Below are 15,570 nucleotides of genomic sequence, written 5' to 3'. Positions count from 1 at the left end.
GCCGGGTGTCGAACTTTTCGGCTGATGGGTTCTCCGCGGCCCGCCCACGAGTTTGACGCGCCGCGCCCGGCGCGCCGAGCTTCGGCCCATGTGCGAACGCACCGTCGTCGTGTCCGACATCCACCTCGGCGCCGTGGCCGAGGAGAACGCGCGCGCGTTTCTCGCCTTTCTCGAGGAGGCGGACCGCTGGGGCGACGAGCTTCTCATCAACGGCGACCTGTTCGACTTCTGGTTCGAATACGGTCAGGTGATCCCGCGGGGTCAGCTCGACGTGCTCGCCCGCCTGCGGAGGCTCGTGGAAGGCGGCATGCGGATCCTGTTCATGGGCGGGAACCACGACGCCTGGGGGGGGAGTTTCCTCCGCGATGAGGTCGGCATCGAGATCCTCGCCGAGCCGGCGCGGCGACGCATCGGAGGGCGGCGTGCGTACATCGCGCACGGGGATGGACTCGGCCCCGCGGACTGGGGCTACCGGATTCTGCGCCGGGCCGCCCGGAGTTCGGTGGGACGCGGACTCTTCCGGTGGGTTCACCCCGACCTCGGGCTCCCACTCGCCCGGCTTGCCAGCGGGACGCGGCGGACCCAGGCTGGAGGGGCCGGGAAGGAATCGCCCCGTGCTTCGCTCCTTGCGCGGCACGCCATCGAGGTGCTGGCCGCTCACGAGGATGTCGACCTGGTCGTGTTCGGACACTCGCACCGGCCGGAAGTCGCGGAAGTCGCCCCGGGGAGGTTTTACCTCAACTCCGGGGATTGGCTCCATCACAACAGCTTCGCCGTCGTGACGCCGGACGAGATCCGCCTGGAGTCCTACCGGCGGCCCGGCTAGCGGCCCGTCACAGGACCCCTGCCCGGTTCGAGTGCCACGGGCTGCTAGGGGAAATCGACCTTGAAACCGACGGCGATCCCGACGGATCCATCGGCGGGCGGGCCGATAGAGGGCTCGAAGTCCCAGAACTGGGTGGACACCCACGCGTCGAGACCGCTCAGAAAGGCGATGAACCCGGCGAGGACGATCCAGTTTTCCCGCTGCCCCGAACGGTTCGAGATCCGCTCTTCGTTCAGCGGCAGTTCCTCCTTCGCCGCGGAGAGCCGCGCGTCGGACTTGAAGACCATGAACAGGAAGACGGACTCCGCGGCGAAGTAGAAGGCGCCGCGCGACGGGCGTCCGACCTCCAGTTGTCCCCAGCCCGGGAGGATGAGCGAGCGGCCGAAGGCCCCGAGCGGGGAGATGGGGGGGGGGCGGCCCGTCGTGTTGGCGGCGGGGGTCGCTGCCGCGGGCACCGAATCGGCGACCGCCGGGGGAGGCGGCGGATCCTGCGCCCGCAGCGACGACGGGTCCAGCGCGTGGCCGAGCAGGAGCAGGGCCGCGAGCGCGAAGGTGGCGGGAACGTGTGGGAATCGAACCCACCCGGGACGCGTGAACGCCCCGTAACGGTTTTGAAGACCGCAGGCGACACCAGTCACCATCCGCTCCCGGTCATCCGTGTCGTCGTCATTCCGGTCCGACCGATCAGGTGGCCGGCCGGGCCCGGCCGATCACCTCGATCTCGACGCGGGCCCCCAGGGGCAGCGCGCCCACGGCGACGGTCGAGCGCGCGGGGTAGGGAGGCTCGAAGTGGCGGGCGTAGACCTCGTTCACGACACCGAAGTCGCCCATGTCCGCAAGGAAGATCGTCGTCTTCACGACGTCTCCGAAGGCGAGCCCCGCCTCGTCCAGCACGGCCGCCAGGTTCGTCATCACCCGCTCCGCCTGGGAGACGACGTCGGCGCCCACCAGCTGACCGGTGGACGGCACCAACCCCACCTGTCCTGCGGAATAAAACAGCTCGCCGGCCCAATATCCCTGGGAGTAGGGGCCGACGGCGGCGGGTGCATGGTCGGTGTGGACCGGTCCGGTCTGCATGGCTCGAGGCTCCTTTCGGGGGGCGGGCGATCGGCCGCTGCCACCGGGCGTGGCGCGGAATATCCGCGGGTCGCCGTTGCCTTGCATCGGGTCGGTGGGAGCCGGTAACCTCGCCCGTACGCCTCATCGCTGGAGGCGAGTCGTTGCGTTCGAACGCGTTCTGGCGGTCGGGCGAACATACTTCGATCCCCGGGAGAGCGCCAAAGATCGTGCCCGACGGCTCCGCTCGCCGTTCCGCCGCAAGACTCGCTCGCGATGCCGTGCTCCGCATGGCCTTTGCGGTCGAGGCCTATTGCCGGCTCCTCGTACGCGTGTGGAGGGCTTGTTTGAGTCAGCCCTTCTATCGCGGCGATCTCGTTCAGCAGATGGACACGATCGGCGTCGCGTCGATCTTCATCGTCATGCTGACCGGCCTCTTCACGGGGATGGTGCTCGCCCTCCAGTCTGCCGTGGAAATGGAGCGGTTCGGGGCAACGGTCTACATCGGCCGCCTTGTGGGGGCCAGCACGATACGCGAACTCGGTCCCGTTCTCACGGCGCTCATCGTCACGGGCCGCGCGGGCGCCGGCATGGCGGCAGCATTGGGCGCAATGCGTGTCACGGAGCAGGTGGACGCCCTCCGCACGATGGGTGTCGACCCGATCCGGAAACTCGTCGTGCCGCGTTTTCTCGCCGCCCTCGTGATGCTCCCGGTGGTCACGATCATCGGCGACGCCGTCGCCATCATGGGCGGGCTTCTCATCGCGGTCCTGACGCTGGATTTCACGGCCCAGCTGTATATCAACTCCGTGTGGGACACCCTCGCCCAGAGCGGCTTCGTGCTCAGGGTCATCCCCATCGACCTGATTCAGGGGCTGGTGAAACCCTTCACCTTCGGCGGGATCATCGCGCTCACGAGTTGCTTCCACGGGCTTCGGGCCGAGGGCGGCACGGAAGGCGTCGGGCGAGCGACGACCCGCGCCGTGGTGACCTCGTCCATCCTGATCCTCGCGGCGGATTACTTCCTCACCCAGATCCTGCTCGCCATGTTCCAATGGTGAGCGAACCACCATGAGCGACCGGACGCCCACCGGCGCGCCCCAGCCGGGAAGCGAGGCCTTCGAGGCGGAGTTGCGCGACGAGATTCGCCGCGAGCTGGAAACCCACGGGAGCGGGTCCGGCGGGCCCGAAATCGTCGAACTCCGGGATGTGTGGCTTTCGTTCGGGGATCACGAGGTGCTGCGCGGCGTTTCGCTCGGCGTCGCCCGGGGCGGGACGCTCTGCATCCTCGGCGGGTCGGGGGTCGGAAAGTCGACGATCCTGCGCCTCATGCTCCGGCTCCTCCTTCCCGACCGCGGCGAGGTCCTCATCGAGGGACGCGACATCAGCGCGGTTTCGCGTCCGGAGGCTCTGGCCCTCCGGGAACGGATGGGGATGGTGTTCCAGGGATCGGCGCTCTTCGACTCGCTGAACGTGTTCGACAACGTGGCCTTCCCGCTCTACGAGCATACGACGCTGCCGGAGGACGAGATCCGGGAGCGGGTCGAGGAGGTGCTGTCCTTCGTGGACCTCGACCCGGCCGTGGTCCTTCCTCTACTTCCGTCCGCACTGTCGGGAGGCATGCGCAAGCGCGTCGCCATCGCGCGGGCGATCGCTCACCGGCCGCCGATCCTTCTCTTCGACGAACCGACGAGCGGGCTCGATCCGATCACGACGCGGAGGATCGACGAACTGATTCTGAAGCTGCGGCGGGAACTCCACGTGTGCGTCGTCGTGGTGACCCACGATGTGCGATCCGCATCGAGAATCGCGACCGAGACCGCGCTCCTGAAGGACGGGGAGATTATCTTCAGCGGGACGCCGGAGGAGATGCATGCCACGGAAGACCGCTATGTTCGGGCCTTCCGAGGCTGACGGACGGGCCTTCCACGGCAACGGACAGAGGCAGGAAAGGATACGATGCGACGGTCGGAACCGATCACATGGGACCAGATGCGCGTGGGGTTCGTCCTCATCGTCTCCCTCGTCCTTCTCGCGCTGTGCGTGCTTTTCGTGGGTCGGATCGGGGACGTGTTCGGCGAGCGCTACCAGCTCGTGGCGCTCATGGAATCGGCTTCGGGGCTCCGCCCGGGAGCTCCCGTCCAGGTGGCCGGGCGCGGCGTCGGTCAGGTCGAGCGCGTGGAGTTCATCGCCCCGGAAGAGCGGGGCGACTCGGAGGCGGCGGTCGCGGTCTGGCTCGGGGTCAACGTGGACGTCCGGGAGCAGATCCGTCGCGGCTCGCGAGCCCGCGTGCGGACGCAGGGACTCCTCGGCGACCGTCTCATCGACATCGAACCGGGATCTCCGGATTCGGCAATCCTTGTCCCGGGAGACACGATCGGGACGGCGCCCGCGCTGAGCTACGATGAACTCCTCGGCCAAGCGGCCGATGCCGTCCTCGGCCTCACGCAGCTCTCGAACGATCTTTCCGCAACGCTGGCCCGCGTCTCGAGCGGCGAGGGTTCACTGGGACGCCTCCTTGTCGACGAGGCGCTGTACGACGGCCTCGTCGATCTCAACGACAACCTCGCGGCCGTGCTGGGGCCGATCGCGGACGGGGAAGGCTCGCTGGCCCGCCTGTGGACGGATCCGCAGCTGTACGACCGCCTCGTTTCCTCCACCGCTCGCCTCGACACCGTGACGGGAGCGCTGGCAGCCGGCGAAGGGACGCTCGGGCGTCTGCTGGCGTCGGACTCCCTGTATCGGGCGATCGCTTCGTCCGCGACCCGCGCCAACTCGATCCTGGATCTCATCGAGAGCGGCGAGGGGGTGGTCGGGCAGCTTGTCAGCGACGAGACGCTGTACGAGGAGCTGCTCAAGGTGGTGGTGGACCTGAACGCCTTCCTCGCCGAGGTGCGGGCCAACCCCGGCAAGTTCATCCCGCCGATCCGGGTTTTCTAGCGCAGGGCGGCCGCCAGGATCGCCAACCGCTAGAGTTCGTGCAGCGTCTCGAAATCGATGACCTCGAACTCCCGCGCGCCGGCGGGAAGTCTCACGCTCACGAGTTCGCCCTTTCTCCTTCCGAGGAGTGCGCGGCCGATGGGCGATTCCATCGAGATGTCGTTGTTCTCGATGTCGACGTCGTCGCCGATGGTGAGGTTGAAGGACTCGATCTCGTCGTCCTCCAGGTCGCGCACGGCGACTCTCGAACCGAAGCCGACTCGGTCCGTCGGGATGTTCTCGATATCGAGTTCCCCGAGCTGCGACATTCGGCGCGCCAGGTAGTCGAGCCGCGCCCGCACGAAACCCTGCCGCTCGAGAGCGGCGGTGTACTCGGAATTCTCTCGCAAGTCGCCCTGGGCGACCGCCTTCTCGATCTCTTTCGGAAGGATGACGTTCAGCTCGTGGAGGAGCGTCTCCGCTTCGTCCCCGATCTTGCGCTGCAGTTCTTCGATCATCCGGAACCTCCTCGACCCGTCGACGGGCCGGCCGCAAAAAAAGCCGAGGCGCTCCCGGAAAGGGAGGCGCCCCGGGTGGAGCCTGCATGAGTGGAGGCGGCGGGAATCGAACCCGCGTCCGCGAGCCCATCCGCCACGGCATCTACGTGCGTAGTTCGCGATTAAGTCTCGTCCCGCGAGGGTTCACGAACAACCCCTTACGAAACCAGCCGTGTACGGCTCTCGCCGTGCTCTCGTCACCCGCGGCTCACGGCGCGCCGGGGCGACCAGCCCGATTCATCGACGTCCGTCGGGAGATCCTCGGGCCGGGATCTCTCGGGGACGGGCTACGCAGATTTACGCAGCCAGAGCCAAACCGTCGTTGGCACCTGAAGTTTCCCGGTGTTTAACGAGGCCCCGGGCACCTCGGCACGCTTCCGCAGCTTCCGGTTCACGCGTCGAAGCCGTGTCGCCCCCCGATACGCGTGACTGCTGCCAATACGGTGGTTTATCCCGGCGTGCAGCGCAAGTTCCGGAAGCGGCCGCGGAGGTTCTTTGACAGCCGGAAACCGGCGCGGGTATACTCGGGGTTTGTCGGGTCCCGCAGAGTCGGTTCCCGTTGATTCGATATGCGCCCCGCGTTCGCGGGGAGGAGATATAGATCCAAGTGCAGCTTCGTGAATTGTTCGTCCCGTCCGCCATCAACCTCGACCTGGCGGCCGAGACGAAGGACGAGGCCCTGAAGGAACTTGTGTCGTGCCTGGGCCTCGACGGAAAGTCCGAAGGAATCCTCTACAAGATGTTGAAGCGGCGGGAGAATCTCGGTTCGACCGGGATCGGCCGCGGCATCGCGATCCCCCACTGCCGTTCGCTCGTCGTGACCCGACTGAGGGTCGCGTTCGGCCGAAAGCTCTCCGGCCTCGACTTCAAGGCGATCGACGAGAAACCCGTTCGGTACGTCTTTCTCATCGTCGCGCCGCCGCTGGAAGTCTCGAATCAGTACCTTCCGGTGCTGGGCAAGATTGCGCAGTTCGGCAAGGAGGCCGACGTGCCGGAGTCGCTCGCGGAACTCTCGAGCCCCGAACAGTTCATCGAACTGCTCGAAGCAAAGGATCTCTAGTGGACCAGCAACTCGAACTGCTCCTCGAGATCCAGGACCTGAGAATGCAGCGCCGGGAGCTCACGGACGGGTCGACGGACCTCGAAGCGGAGGTCTTTGACGTCAAGATCGAAGACGCGATCCGGTCGCTCGACGAGAAGGTCGAAGAACTGGCGGCGAAGCTGACCCGGGGGATCCGGGAGCGCTACCGACGCATCGCCGACAAGGCGCCCAGAGTCGTCGCACCGGTCATCAACGGCATCTGCTACGGCTGCTTCGTGGCGGTTTCCACTGCCCGTGCCTCGGAAGCAGACCGCAATCTTCGCGTCGAATCGTGCGAGTATTGCGGCTGTTTCCTCTATCACGTCGGCTGAACGAGGGTCCTTCCTTCGGTCGTTCGTCGGGTCACTCCTTCCCGGTCCAGGTATTCGAGGAGCGGAATCAGGTACTTCCGGGAGAGCCCGAACGTTTCCTTGAACCGCGCGGGAGGGGCCGGCGCGCCGTCGGCGAGGAGATCTCTCACTTGCGCTTCCATGGTTTCGAGAGCCGCGGCGGCAACGTGCAGTTCTGGTGTCACCGCCTTCGTCAGGCCGGATTCCTGTAGCAACCGCAGGAGGTCGTCGAGCACGGCCCGGTCGAGGCGCAGCGACCTTCCCAGTTCCGCGACGAGCGGCGGCTGCAGTCCGGCGGCTTCGATTGTCCGGGCAAGTTGCGCGCGCCCCTCTTCCTCCCGCTCGGTGAGGCGGGGCGCGTGGCCCGGAAGCGCGAGCCGCGGCCCGCTTTCGACGAGCCGGCGATCGTCGAGGAGTCGGCGGACGGCCGTCTCCGCCAGTTCGAGGTCGCAGACCGGCGCCATGGCGGAGCGCACGGCCTCCTTCGACACGCCGGGGGCGCGCCGATCCGCGGCGTGGAGACGGGCCACGCTCTCTTCCACGGCCTGCATGGCGCCCGCCACGGCATCGGCCGCGAACCAGCGGCCGCCGATGCGCACGCATCCGGCTTCCTCCGCGGCCGTCTCGAGTGTGGAGCCGCGCCGCCCGAGGAGGATCGATGACGTGGCGACGGGGAGCCCGCGCAGGCCCCTCAGGGTCACGGCGGCGGCGATCGCCTCCTCCGCGGCGCCATCGAGAATCGGCCCCCAGGATTCCGTCCGTGCCGGCCAGCCGGGGGGCGGGTTCAGTTCCGCGACGCGGATGCCGCCGATCGTCGTCACCGGCGAGTAGAAGCGGAGGATGGCCCGATCGCGGGTCCGGGCGAGGAGCGGCGCCTCGAGGGCAAGCACGGCCCAGGCGGTCGCCCCGGGTGCGACGGGTCGGCGATCCGCCGTTTGCAGCCGGGCCATGACTTCGCGCGTGCCAAGGTAGACCCTGAGACGCTGCCCATGCAGCAGAGGCCGGTCGCGGCTCCCGAGTGCCCGCACCCGGACGCCGAGACGTGCGCTCGACTTCCATTCGGACGGATCGAAGAGCACGCTGCCCCGCTCCACGGAGGCCGGCGCGACGCCGACGAGCGCGACGGCGCACCGGCGGCCGGCGGTGACGCGGGGCCGAGGATCTTCGTGCACCTGGAGCGCACGCACGCGGGCCGAGTGCCCTCCGGGGAAGACGCTCACGGTGTCCCCCACGCCGACGGACCCGCTCCACACCATGCCGGTCACCACGGTACCTGTGCCCCGGATCGAGAAGGACCGGTCGACCGGCAGCCGTAGGCGGTCGTCCACGCCGCGCGCGCGGATCCCCACCATCGCCCTGCGCAGCGCTTCCCGCAGCGGTTCGATTCCGTCGCCCGTCGGGGCGGAGACGGGCACGATCTCCCATGAGGCCCGGTCGGAGTCCTCGTCCAGCAGTTCCCGGGTCGTCTCGCGTGCGAGGTCGAGCCAGTCGCCATCCACCCGGTCGCTCTTGGTGAGCGCGACGACTCCGCGCCGGATGTTCAGGAGGCGCGCAATCGCGAGGTGCTCGTGGGTTTGCGGCATCGGACCCTCGTCCGCCGCCACGACGAGAAGGAGCACATCGATGCCGGTGGCCCCGGCAAGCATGTTCTTGAGAAAGTCCTCGTGCCCCGGGACGTCGACGATCCCCGTCTCCAGGTCGGGATCGAGGTCGAGCCGCGCGAAGCCCAGGTCTATGGTGAGGCCCCGCTTCCGCTCCTCCAGCCAGCGGTCCGTCTCGACTCCCGTCAACGCCCGCACGAGGGCCGTCTTGCCGTGATCCACGTGTCCGGCGGTCCCGATCACGATCCCGCGCCGATCGCTCACGCCCTCGCTCGGCATGCTCACCGGTCGTTCACGGGTCAGTCCAGCCGGCTCAGGAAGGGCAGAGATTTCAGCTGTGCGCCCTCCGCCACGTGGTGCCGGATGAACTCCGCCAGCCAGCGGCCCTGGCGGCCGTTGGACTGGTTCCGCTCCGCCGCCCCCCCCGAAACGAGGATCCGAAGGGTGTCGAGCTCTCCCGGATCGAGTTCGGGTCCGATCGGACCGCACGAGCCGCAGCGTAGTCCACCCGCCTCGAAGTCGAAGCGCGCACGCGTGGCTCCGATCGGATTCCGGCATCCGACACAACGTTCGATCTCCGGTCGAAAGCCCAGGGCGTTGACCACACCCCAGACGTACTCGAGCCCGCTGGCCGACGCACTCTCCCGGACTCGGCCATGGAGTCCGTCGAGACCTTCCGTCAGCGTGCGGTACAGCTCCGCGTCACCGTGTTCGGGGGCGAGGCGCATCACGAGTTCGCAGAGGACGGACGCGATCGTGAAGAGTTTGATCGAACGGTCGAGTCCTCGCCGGTCGTGGAGGAGTTCGAAGTTGGAGAGCGTATGCAGGTCGCGTCCCTCCCGGCTGTAGAATGTCGCCTCCCCTTCAACGAAGGGTTCCAGAAGGCCGCCGAAGCGGCTTCGGGGGCGCAGCGCACCGCGGGCGAGCGCGGAACACGGACCGAGCTCCCAAGTCATCAGGCGCAGGATCTTGCTGGTTTCGCTGTACCGGTACGTCTGGAGGACCACGGCCCGGGTCGTTACGAGTCCCACTCGGCCCCCCGACCGCGGGCGCGGTCAGCTGGGACGAAGCAGGATATCGGTCGTTCCCGCCCCGATCGGCGCCTCGTCGATGAACTCGCCCTCGGCCGAGAGGAGAACGAGACGTCCCTGGCCCGCAGCCACGTAGGTGGCGCAGAGGACCTGGCCGTCCAGAAATGCGGATGCGACCCGGCAGCTGAGGTTCGAACCGTCGCGGTCGCGCGGCTGGATCGGGTTCTCCGGCCCGCTTATCCATGCCCGGATCGCAAAGCTGAACGCCAGAACGTCCGTCTCCGTCGCATCGACACCCTTGGTTCGCACGACGTAGACGAGCCCGTTCCGCCCGGCTTCCATCGAGATTCCGTTGCCGCCAAGGGAGTTCAGGTCCTGCACGCTCCGTGCCGTCATGTCGATTTCGACGAGATTCCCGTCCCCCAGCGGGGCGGAGGTAATCGGATCGACCCCTCCGCCGGCCAACAGGAGCATCTTGTCTTCCAGCACGATGGCCTCGGTGGCCCCGACCGTGCTTTCCGGGAGCCTCAGCTCGTCAAAGTAACTGCCGCTGATGAACTCGTGGAGGGCAATGCGGGGAGGGCCGAGGGGCGCTCGTCCGCCGTCTTCGTCGTCGAGGTTGGCATCGACGGAGACGACGAACTGCCCGGCCGGGATCGCCCTCTCCACGAAGGTGCCCACTCCTTCGACGGCGATTTGCGCCATCGGCGTGCCCGGAAAGGCCACGAACACCGCGTCCAGCCCCCGGGCGGGGATGAGCGCGCCCACCGTACCGCCGGCATCGAAGATCACGGTGGGTTTCCCGGGGTCCACGATGGCGTTGTTCGGGAAGGTGGCCATCGTCTGTTCGTCCGTCGAGAAGGACCCGAAGAGGACCTTGCTTCCCCCGGGCTCGTCCCACGCCGTCACCCACAGATCCTGGATGAAGTCCGCCGTCTGGCCCCGGAAGCCCGCCCCCAGCTGGATGTCACGCCCAAAGGGGACGATCCGGTCATCGATCCTGTTGAACTGCTGCAGGGTCCCGGAGATCGAGTTGAGCACGGCGAACTCCGACCGGTCGGGCGTGACGACGCCGGGTTCATCCGGTCCCGTCCCGTTCGAGCCGCCGCACCCGGCGAGGACGACCGCCAGTGCTCCGATCTGTATCCAGCTACGTCTCCGCATGATCTGCTCCTGTGGTGCCCAACCGATTCGGGTACGCGGCCGTTCGCCGCCCCGGCGACGGCAGCGCCCCATCGGTCGGGTGCATCCCGGCAAAGGTCCGTTCCCGGGTCGTGGACGGCAAGCCGGCGCCTCGGCGCCTGCCCGGGTCCCGCGCGCTTCCGCCAGAATAACGTTCAGGAAGCCTCTATCGGCGACGACGCGCCGCTCGCCACCCCCCGCCGACGGGCCCGAACCGGAAGCACGGAATGCCCGAGATCTCCCAGCGATTCGACCCGGACTTCGCAGCCGTAGGTCGAGGCCAGGGCCGGCGAGCGGAGCACTTCACCGGGCGGCCCGGCAGCCATTCCCTCTCCCTCCGCCAGCAGGATCATTCGATCGGCGTAGCGGCTCGCCAGCTGCATGTCGTGCGTGATGCAGATGACGGTGAGGGCTTCGTCTCGCACGCGCTCGCGGAGCGCATCGAAGATCCACAGTGCGTGCCTGAAGTCGAGGTGGGCGGAGGGTTCGTCCAGGATCAGGATTCCGGGTTCCTGTACGATGGCGCGGGCGAGCTTGGCGCGCTGGCGCTCTCCGCCCGACAGTTCGGCGAGCGGTCGGTGCGCGAGGTGCTCGAGGCCGGCCCACGCCAGCGCGTTCCCGATGACCTCCTCGTCCCTCGGAGCGAGAGGCGCCCACGGACTCACGTACGGGTTCCGGCCCAGTTCGACGTAACCGCGGAGGCTCACGCGAAGGGCCTCGGGGGGAGCATCCTGCGACACCACGGCCGTGCGCCGGGCGAGCACCGAGCGATCCCAGGAGACGAGCGGCCGGCCGTCGAGGTGCACCGACCCCTCGGATGGCTCGAGAATGCCTCCCAGCAGACGCACGAGCGTGCTCTTCCCCGCACCGTTCGGCCCGATGACCGCAGTGAACGCGGCCACACCGAACTCGAGGGACAGGCCCCTGAGGGTCGGGGTGGAGGCGGACGGATAGCGGAATGTGACGTCCTCGAGCTGATAGGCCGCCGCGTCCCCCCGGTCGCCGGCCGACTCAGGCATAACTCCTCCTCAGGAGTACGAGGAAGAGCGGCACGCCAAGCAGCGCCGTCACGACGCCCACGGGAAGTTCGAGCGGCCGGAGCGCGACCCGGGCCACGGTATCGGCGAGGACGAGCGCGGCGCCGCCGCCGAGGGCGCCGAGCGGCAGGAGGCGTCGGTGGTCGCTGCCCCAGATCATGCGCGCGCCGTGGGGTATGACGAGACCCACGAAGCCGATGACGCCCGCGGTACTCACCGCCACGGCAGCGAGCAGTGAGGCGATGAAGTAGGCGCTCCGCCTGACCAGTTCCACCCGCGCTCCGAGATAGGCCGCCGCTTCCTCTCCCAGAGCGAGAGCGTTCAGGTGGCGGGAGAGCGCGAAAGATACGGTCCCGCCCGCCGCGGTCACGAGGCCGAGGGCGACCGTGGACTCCCACCCCGCCCGCTCGAGACTTCCCATCGTCCACAGCACCGCGGCGCGCGTGGCATCCGGTTCGGCAAGCGAGAGAAGGAGCAGCACGCCGGCCCCGAAGAATGCCGAGACGACGACTCCGGCCAGGATCAGGACGTGCGTGTCGAGGCGACCCACGGCGAGCGCGACGCGAAATACGATGCCGATCGCGGCAAGGCCTCCGGCAAGGGCGAAGCCCACCGTGCCGAGATATCCCAGCACGCCTCCGAGTGCGGTGAGCGCGAGGACAGCGCCGAGCGCCGCACCCGAGGAAACGCCGAGGAGATACGGTTCCGCGAGTGGATTTCGGAGCAAGGCCTGGAACAGGGTCCCCGAAATCGTGAGCGCGATGCCCGTCAGCGCCGCGGCCGTGACGCGGGGGAGGCGAAGCGAGAGCACGATGGTCCGCGCCGACGGATCCGTTTCCTGGCCCGCGAGCGCGCGCCACACATCCGCGGGCGCAACGTTCGCGGCCCCCAGCAGGAGGCCGGAGACCGCCGCGATGGCAAGAAGCAGGATGAGCAGGAGCGCTCCACGGCCGGTCCGCGTCACGAGGAACAGGAAACCGCAATCGGCTCCGGAGCGGCCGCCGGCAGTTCTCCGTGCAGCGCCTCCGCGATGGACCACGCCGCCTCCGCCACGCGCGGGCCGAGACGACTCACGACATCGCGATCCAGCGTGGAGATTCGACCGGCCGCGACTGCGGGGATCCGTTCCCACCCGTGGCGCGTCGCGACGTTCGGACGCCGGTGCAGGGCTTCCGCGGCAACGGAGACGAGGATCCGTTCCGGATTGCGGTCGATGATGGCCTCGAGACTCACCCGCGGCGCAGCCGGCTCGAGATCGCCGAACACATTGGCCCCGCCGGCGATCGTGAGCAGCGAGTCGACGAAACTGCCGCCACCGATCGTCATCGGCGGATCGGCCCAGGCATCGTAGTAGACGCGCACGCGCGGTCGACCCTCCGTCGCCCGGGATACGGCCGCGAGCGCACGCGCGATCCGGCCGGCCAGCGCGCTCCCCCCTTCGGCACAACCCACGAGCTCGCCGAGGCGGAGGATATTGCGGCGTAGATCCTCCAGGGTGTCGTGTCGAAGAGCCAGGGTCGGCACGCCGAGGCGGCGGAGCCGCTCCCGGCTTTCCCGGTTCGTTTCCCCATCGTAGAGGATCACGAGATCGGGATCCCGGGCGAGCACGGCCTCCAGCGATGGGCGGATGCCGTCGCCGACGTCGGGGATTCGACGGGCCGCGGGCGGATGGACGCCCCAGCGGGTGCGGCCCACGAGCCGGTCGCCGGCCCCGAGGTCGAAGAGGATCTCCGTCGCGGTCGGGATGAGGGAGACGATGCGGCGCGGTTCGGCCCGCGCGGCCACGTCCCGCCTCGGAACGTCGCCACCGCCGGCGGTACCGGGCGCGCCACAGGCCGCGGCGAGCGCCACGGAGAGGACGGCAAGCGACCGGGCCATGTTGTCCAACATCCATCCCCCGCTTCCAGTCCGAACGGGGGAGCGCGCCGGGACCCGGCGCGACGGAGGACCCCGCTCTTCCCGCGAAGAGCATGCGTTGGCAGTAACGGGCTGCCGGGGCATGGAGGAGCACGTCTCCTGGCTCGAGGCCGTCCGCTCGGTCGGGCCTCTCACAGTGGCGGGGCCGCGCCGGATTCTCACCGACTTCCGTTTGCCCCTCCATGTCCGCGCGTCGCCGCCAAGATGGGCGCCGCCGTCCGCGACGCGCAAGAAACCGCGCTGCGGCCCGTTAGGCGGCTCTCCACGCTCCTCAGGGCTCGAAGCGGCCGAAGTCCTCGGGATCCAGCCCCTTGAGGTAGTCGCTCAGCGGCTCGTCCGGGGCGCGGGACGGCCCGCTCTCGGGGGGCGGTGCCTCTTTCCCCTCCATCCCCGCCTCATCGATCTCGAAGGCGCTCGCTTCGAGGAGACTCTCCGCCGCGTGAATCGGGACCCCGGCGCGAAGGGCCAGCGCGATGCTGTCGCTGGGACGGGCGTCGATGGAGATGAACTCGTCCTCCCGCCGAAAGACGAGCGACGCGTAGTAGGTGTTGTCAACGACCTTCGTGATCAGGACCCGGACGAAGGCGCTGTCCAACCCGCGCACCACCGCGTTGAAGAGATCGTGTGTGAGGGGACGCGTGAACTGGACTCCGGCGAGTTCCATCGCGATCGCCGAGGCCTCGCCGGGTCCGATCCAGATCGGGAGGAAACGCTCGCCGTCCTTCTCCTTGAGGATGACGACGGGAGCGCCCGTCGTCTTGTCGAGCCCGAGGCTGGCCACGGCAACCTCCCGCATCCCGGACTCCGTCATCCCGGTCCCCGGTTCCTTTCGGGGAGCTGACGCCTATCCCGCCAGGGCATCGATCCGATCGGTTCTCTCCCATGTGAACCCATCGCCTTCGGGCTCCCGGCCGAAATGCCCGTAGGCGGCCGTCCGGCGGTAGATCGGCTTGCGGAGCCCGAGCCGCTCGATGATCGCCCGCGGCCGAAGATCGAAGACCTCCGTCACCCGGCGAGCGAGTTCGTCGTCCGGCCGGCGCCCGGTGCCGAAGGTGTCGACCATCACGCTGACCGGCTCGTCGACGCCGATGGCGTAGGCGAGCTGGACCTCCGCCCGCCGCGCGAGTTCCGCCGCGACGATGTTCTTCGCAATCCACCGCGCGGCGTAGGCCGCGGACCGGTCGACCTTCGACGGATCCTTCCCCGAAAAGGCTCCGCCGCCGTGCCGACCCAGGCCGCCGTACGTATCCACGATGATCTTCCGCCCCGTGAGGCCCGCATCGCCCTGCGGTCCGCCGATCTCGAAACGACCCGTGGGGTTGATGTGGCACTGTGCGCGGCCTTCGTCGTAGAGCTCGTCCGGCAGAACGGGCCCGATGACCTCTTCCCGGATCGCCGCCTCGATGTCGTTCTGTGCGATATCCCCGTCGTGCTGGGCCGAAACGACCACCGCCGTGACGCGGGCCGGCTCTCCGTCCCGGTATTCGACCGACACCTGGGCCTTCCCGTCCGGCCGCAGCCAGCCGATTACGCCAGCTCGCCGCACGTCGGCGAGGCGCTTCACCAGCGCGTGCGCCAGCATGATGGGCAGGGGCATCCGCTCCGGCGTCTCATTGGTCGCGTATCCGAACATCATCCCCTGATCTCCGGCGCCACCGACATCCACGCCCTGGGCGATGTTCGCCGACTGCTCGTCGATTGCGGTGAGTACGCTGCACGTGTCCCACTGGATCCCGTGCTCCGCGCGCGTATAGCCGATGTCACGCAGCACTTCCCGGGCGATGGCCGCGATGTCCATCCGGGCGGACGTCGTGATCTCGCCGGTCACGAGGACGAGGCCGGTCGTCACGAGCGTCTCGCATGCGACCCGGCCCCGGTCGTCCTCCGCGAGGATCCGGTCCAGGACCGCGTCCGAGATCTGATCCGCGATCTTGTCGGGGTGTCCCTCGGTCACGGATTCGGAGGAAAACGGTTGTATCCCCTTCACGAAGCTGATTCTCCCACTTGGAGGTT

At 68.6% G+C, this 15,570-nt stretch carries 17 protein-coding genes, 1 tRNA gene, 1 other RNA gene and 1 riboswitch; of the genes, 6 read left to right on the top strand and 13 right to left on the bottom strand.

What is annotated here, in order from left to right:
- Positions 1 to 88: 88 nt before the first annotated feature.
- The gene (locus tag RN729_RS03400; RefSeq protein WP_310782274.1) at positions 89 to 826 is read left to right on the top strand and encodes a UDP-2,3-diacylglucosamine diphosphatase; all 738 of its coding nucleotides are present in this window, start codon (positions 89 to 91) and stop codon (positions 824 to 826) included.
- A 44-nt stretch (positions 827 to 870) separates the two neighbouring features.
- Here the strand turns inward: RN729_RS03400 and RN729_RS03395 are convergent, their stop codons facing one another.
- From RN729_RS03395 to RN729_RS03385, 3 genes are all read right to left on the bottom strand, one after another.
- A complete protein-coding gene (locus RN729_RS03395; RefSeq protein WP_310782273.1) occupies positions 871 to 1,281 on the bottom strand; it encodes a hypothetical protein in 411 nt (136 codons plus the stop codon).
- Positions 1,282 to 1,379: 98 nt separating this feature from the next.
- A tRNA-Sec gene (locus tag RN729_RS03390) sits at positions 1,380 to 1,475 on the bottom strand.
- Between the two features lie 35 nt (positions 1,476 to 1,510).
- Entirely contained in the window at positions 1,511 to 1,903 is a 393-nt protein-coding gene (locus tag RN729_RS03385; RefSeq protein WP_310782272.1) for a RidA family protein, read from the bottom strand.
- A gap of 326 nt (positions 1,904 to 2,229) precedes the next feature.
- On the opposite strand from RN729_RS03385, the gene RN729_RS03380 reads away from it, so the two are divergent.
- From RN729_RS03380 to RN729_RS03370, 3 genes are read left to right on the top strand one after another with little or no spacing between them, the layout of a single operon-like run.
- A complete protein-coding gene (locus RN729_RS03380) occupies positions 2,230 to 2,943 on the top strand; it encodes an ABC transporter permease (protein WP_310782271.1) in 714 nt (237 codons plus the stop codon).
- 10 nt (positions 2,944 to 2,953) lie between these two features.
- Positions 2,954 to 3,796, top strand: coding sequence for an ATP-binding cassette domain-containing protein (locus tag RN729_RS03375; RefSeq protein WP_310782270.1), 843 nt, complete (start codon positions 2,954 to 2,956; stop codon positions 3,794 to 3,796).
- A gap of 45 nt (positions 3,797 to 3,841) precedes the next feature.
- The gene (locus tag RN729_RS03370; RefSeq protein WP_310782269.1) at positions 3,842 to 4,822 is read left to right on the top strand and encodes an MlaD family protein; all 981 of its coding nucleotides are present in this window, start codon (positions 3,842 to 3,844) and stop codon (positions 4,820 to 4,822) included.
- Positions 4,823 to 4,851: 29 nt separating this feature from the next.
- On the opposite strand, the gene RN729_RS03365 is transcribed toward RN729_RS03370, so the two are convergent.
- Both RN729_RS03365 and ssrA read right to left on the bottom strand, forming a co-directional pair.
- Positions 4,852 to 5,319 carry a GreA/GreB family elongation factor gene (locus tag RN729_RS03365; RefSeq protein WP_310782268.1) on the bottom strand — a complete coding sequence of 156 codons (468 nt, stop codon included), beginning with the start codon at positions 5,317 to 5,319 and terminating at the stop codon, positions 4,852 to 4,854.
- A gap of 88 nt (positions 5,320 to 5,407) precedes the next feature.
- Positions 5,408 to 5,775: a transfer-messenger RNA gene (gene ssrA / locus RN729_RS03360) on the bottom strand.
- A 190-nt stretch (positions 5,776 to 5,965) separates the two neighbouring features.
- Between ssrA and RN729_RS03355 the strand changes: the two genes are divergently transcribed.
- Together RN729_RS03355 and RN729_RS03350 are read left to right on the top strand one after the other, a co-directional pair.
- Positions 5,966 to 6,418: a PTS sugar transporter subunit IIA gene (locus RN729_RS03355; RefSeq protein ID WP_310782267.1), complete on the top strand. Its 453-nt coding sequence runs from the start codon at positions 5,966 to 5,968 to the stop codon at positions 6,416 to 6,418.
- Positions 6,418 to 6,771, top strand: a complete 354-nt coding sequence (locus RN729_RS03350; RefSeq protein WP_310782266.1) for a hypothetical protein — start codon at positions 6,418 to 6,420, stop codon at positions 6,769 to 6,771. The genes RN729_RS03355 and RN729_RS03350 overlap by 1 nt, the downstream gene beginning before the upstream one ends.
- Here the strand turns inward: RN729_RS03350 and selB are convergent.
- The 8 genes from selB to metK all read right to left on the bottom strand — a co-directional run bounded on the left by selB (position 6,759) and on the right by metK (position 15,544).
- A complete protein-coding gene (gene selB, locus RN729_RS03345) occupies positions 6,759 to 8,654 on the bottom strand; it encodes a selenocysteine-specific translation elongation factor (RefSeq protein WP_310782265.1) in 1,896 nt (631 codons plus the stop codon). The genes RN729_RS03350 and selB overlap by 13 nt on opposite strands.
- A 35-nt stretch (positions 8,655 to 8,689) precedes the next feature.
- Positions 8,690 to 9,421 (bottom strand): DNA repair protein RecO, encoded by a 732-nt coding sequence (gene recO, locus RN729_RS03340; protein ID WP_310782264.1) that lies wholly within the window; start codon positions 9,419 to 9,421, stop codon positions 8,690 to 8,692.
- Between the two features lie 24 nt (positions 9,422 to 9,445).
- Positions 9,446 to 10,585 (bottom strand): hypothetical protein, encoded by a 1,140-nt coding sequence (locus tag RN729_RS03335; RefSeq protein WP_310782263.1) that lies wholly within the window; start codon positions 10,583 to 10,585, stop codon positions 9,446 to 9,448.
- Positions 10,586 to 10,758: 173 nt separating this feature from the next.
- Positions 10,759 to 11,622 (bottom strand): ABC transporter ATP-binding protein, encoded by an 864-nt coding sequence (locus RN729_RS03330; protein ID WP_310782262.1) that lies wholly within the window; start codon positions 11,620 to 11,622, stop codon positions 10,759 to 10,761.
- Positions 11,615 to 12,604: an iron ABC transporter permease gene (locus RN729_RS03325; protein ID WP_310782261.1), complete on the bottom strand. Its 990-nt coding sequence runs from the start codon at positions 12,602 to 12,604 to the stop codon at positions 11,615 to 11,617. The genes RN729_RS03330 and RN729_RS03325 overlap by 8 nt, the downstream gene beginning before the upstream one ends.
- Positions 12,601 to 13,518: a helical backbone metal receptor gene (locus RN729_RS03320; protein WP_310782260.1), complete on the bottom strand. Its 918-nt coding sequence runs from the start codon at positions 13,516 to 13,518 to the stop codon at positions 12,601 to 12,603. The genes RN729_RS03325 and RN729_RS03320 overlap by 4 nt, the downstream gene beginning before the upstream one ends.
- 131 nt (positions 13,519 to 13,649) lie before the next feature.
- Positions 13,650 to 13,731: riboswitch (cobalamin riboswitch) on the bottom strand.
- 97 nt (positions 13,732 to 13,828) lie between these two features.
- Positions 13,829 to 14,368, bottom strand: coding sequence for a bifunctional nuclease family protein (locus RN729_RS03315; RefSeq protein WP_310782259.1), 540 nt, complete (start codon positions 14,366 to 14,368; stop codon positions 13,829 to 13,831).
- A gap of 33 nt (positions 14,369 to 14,401) precedes the next feature.
- Complete coding sequence (gene metK, locus RN729_RS03310) at positions 14,402 to 15,544, bottom strand: methionine adenosyltransferase (RefSeq protein WP_310782258.1); 1,143 nt, start codon at positions 15,542 to 15,544, stop codon at positions 14,402 to 14,404.
- Positions 15,545 to 15,570 lie beyond the last annotated feature (26 nt).

The organism is Candidatus Palauibacter polyketidifaciens (assembly GCF_947581785.1).
Lineage (GTDB): Bacteria > Gemmatimonadota > Gemmatimonadetes > Palauibacterales > Palauibacteraceae > Palauibacter > Palauibacter polyketidifaciens.
The sequence above is the reverse complement of the archived record's forward strand: the minus strand, read 5'-3'. Positions and strand labels throughout refer to the sequence as shown.

Bases quoted from the DNA above. Each gene is read 5' to 3' on its own strand.
- RN729_RS03365 (WP_310782268.1), bottom strand. From the start codon at position 5,319: ATGATCGAAGAACTGCAGCGCAAGATCGGGGACGAAGCGGAGACGCTC.
- RN729_RS03330 (WP_310782262.1), bottom strand. From the start codon at position 11,622: ATGCCTGAGTCGGCCGGCGACCGGGGGGACGCGGCGGCCTATCAGCTC.
- RN729_RS03335 (WP_310782263.1), bottom strand. From the start codon at position 10,585: ATGCGGAGACGTAGCTGGATACAGATCGGAGCACTGGCGGTCGTCCTC.
- RN729_RS03315 (WP_310782259.1), bottom strand. From the start codon at position 14,368: ATGACGGAGTCCGGGATGCGGGAGGTTGCCGTGGCCAGCCTCGGGCTC.
- RN729_RS03375 (WP_310782270.1), top strand. From the start codon at position 2,954: ATGAGCGACCGGACGCCCACCGGCGCGCCCCAGCCGGGAAGCGAGGCC.
- RN729_RS03370 (WP_310782269.1), top strand. From the start codon at position 3,842: ATGCGACGGTCGGAACCGATCACATGGGACCAGATGCGCGTGGGGTTC.
- RN729_RS03320 (WP_310782260.1), bottom strand. From the start codon at position 13,518: ATGGCCCGGTCGCTTGCCGTCCTCTCCGTGGCGCTCGCCGCGGCCTGT.
- RN729_RS03385 (WP_310782272.1), bottom strand. From the start codon at position 1,903: ATGCAGACCGGACCGGTCCACACCGACCATGCACCCGCCGCCGTCGGC.
- RN729_RS03400 (WP_310782274.1), top strand. From the start codon at position 89: ATGTGCGAACGCACCGTCGTCGTGTCCGACATCCACCTCGGCGCCGTG.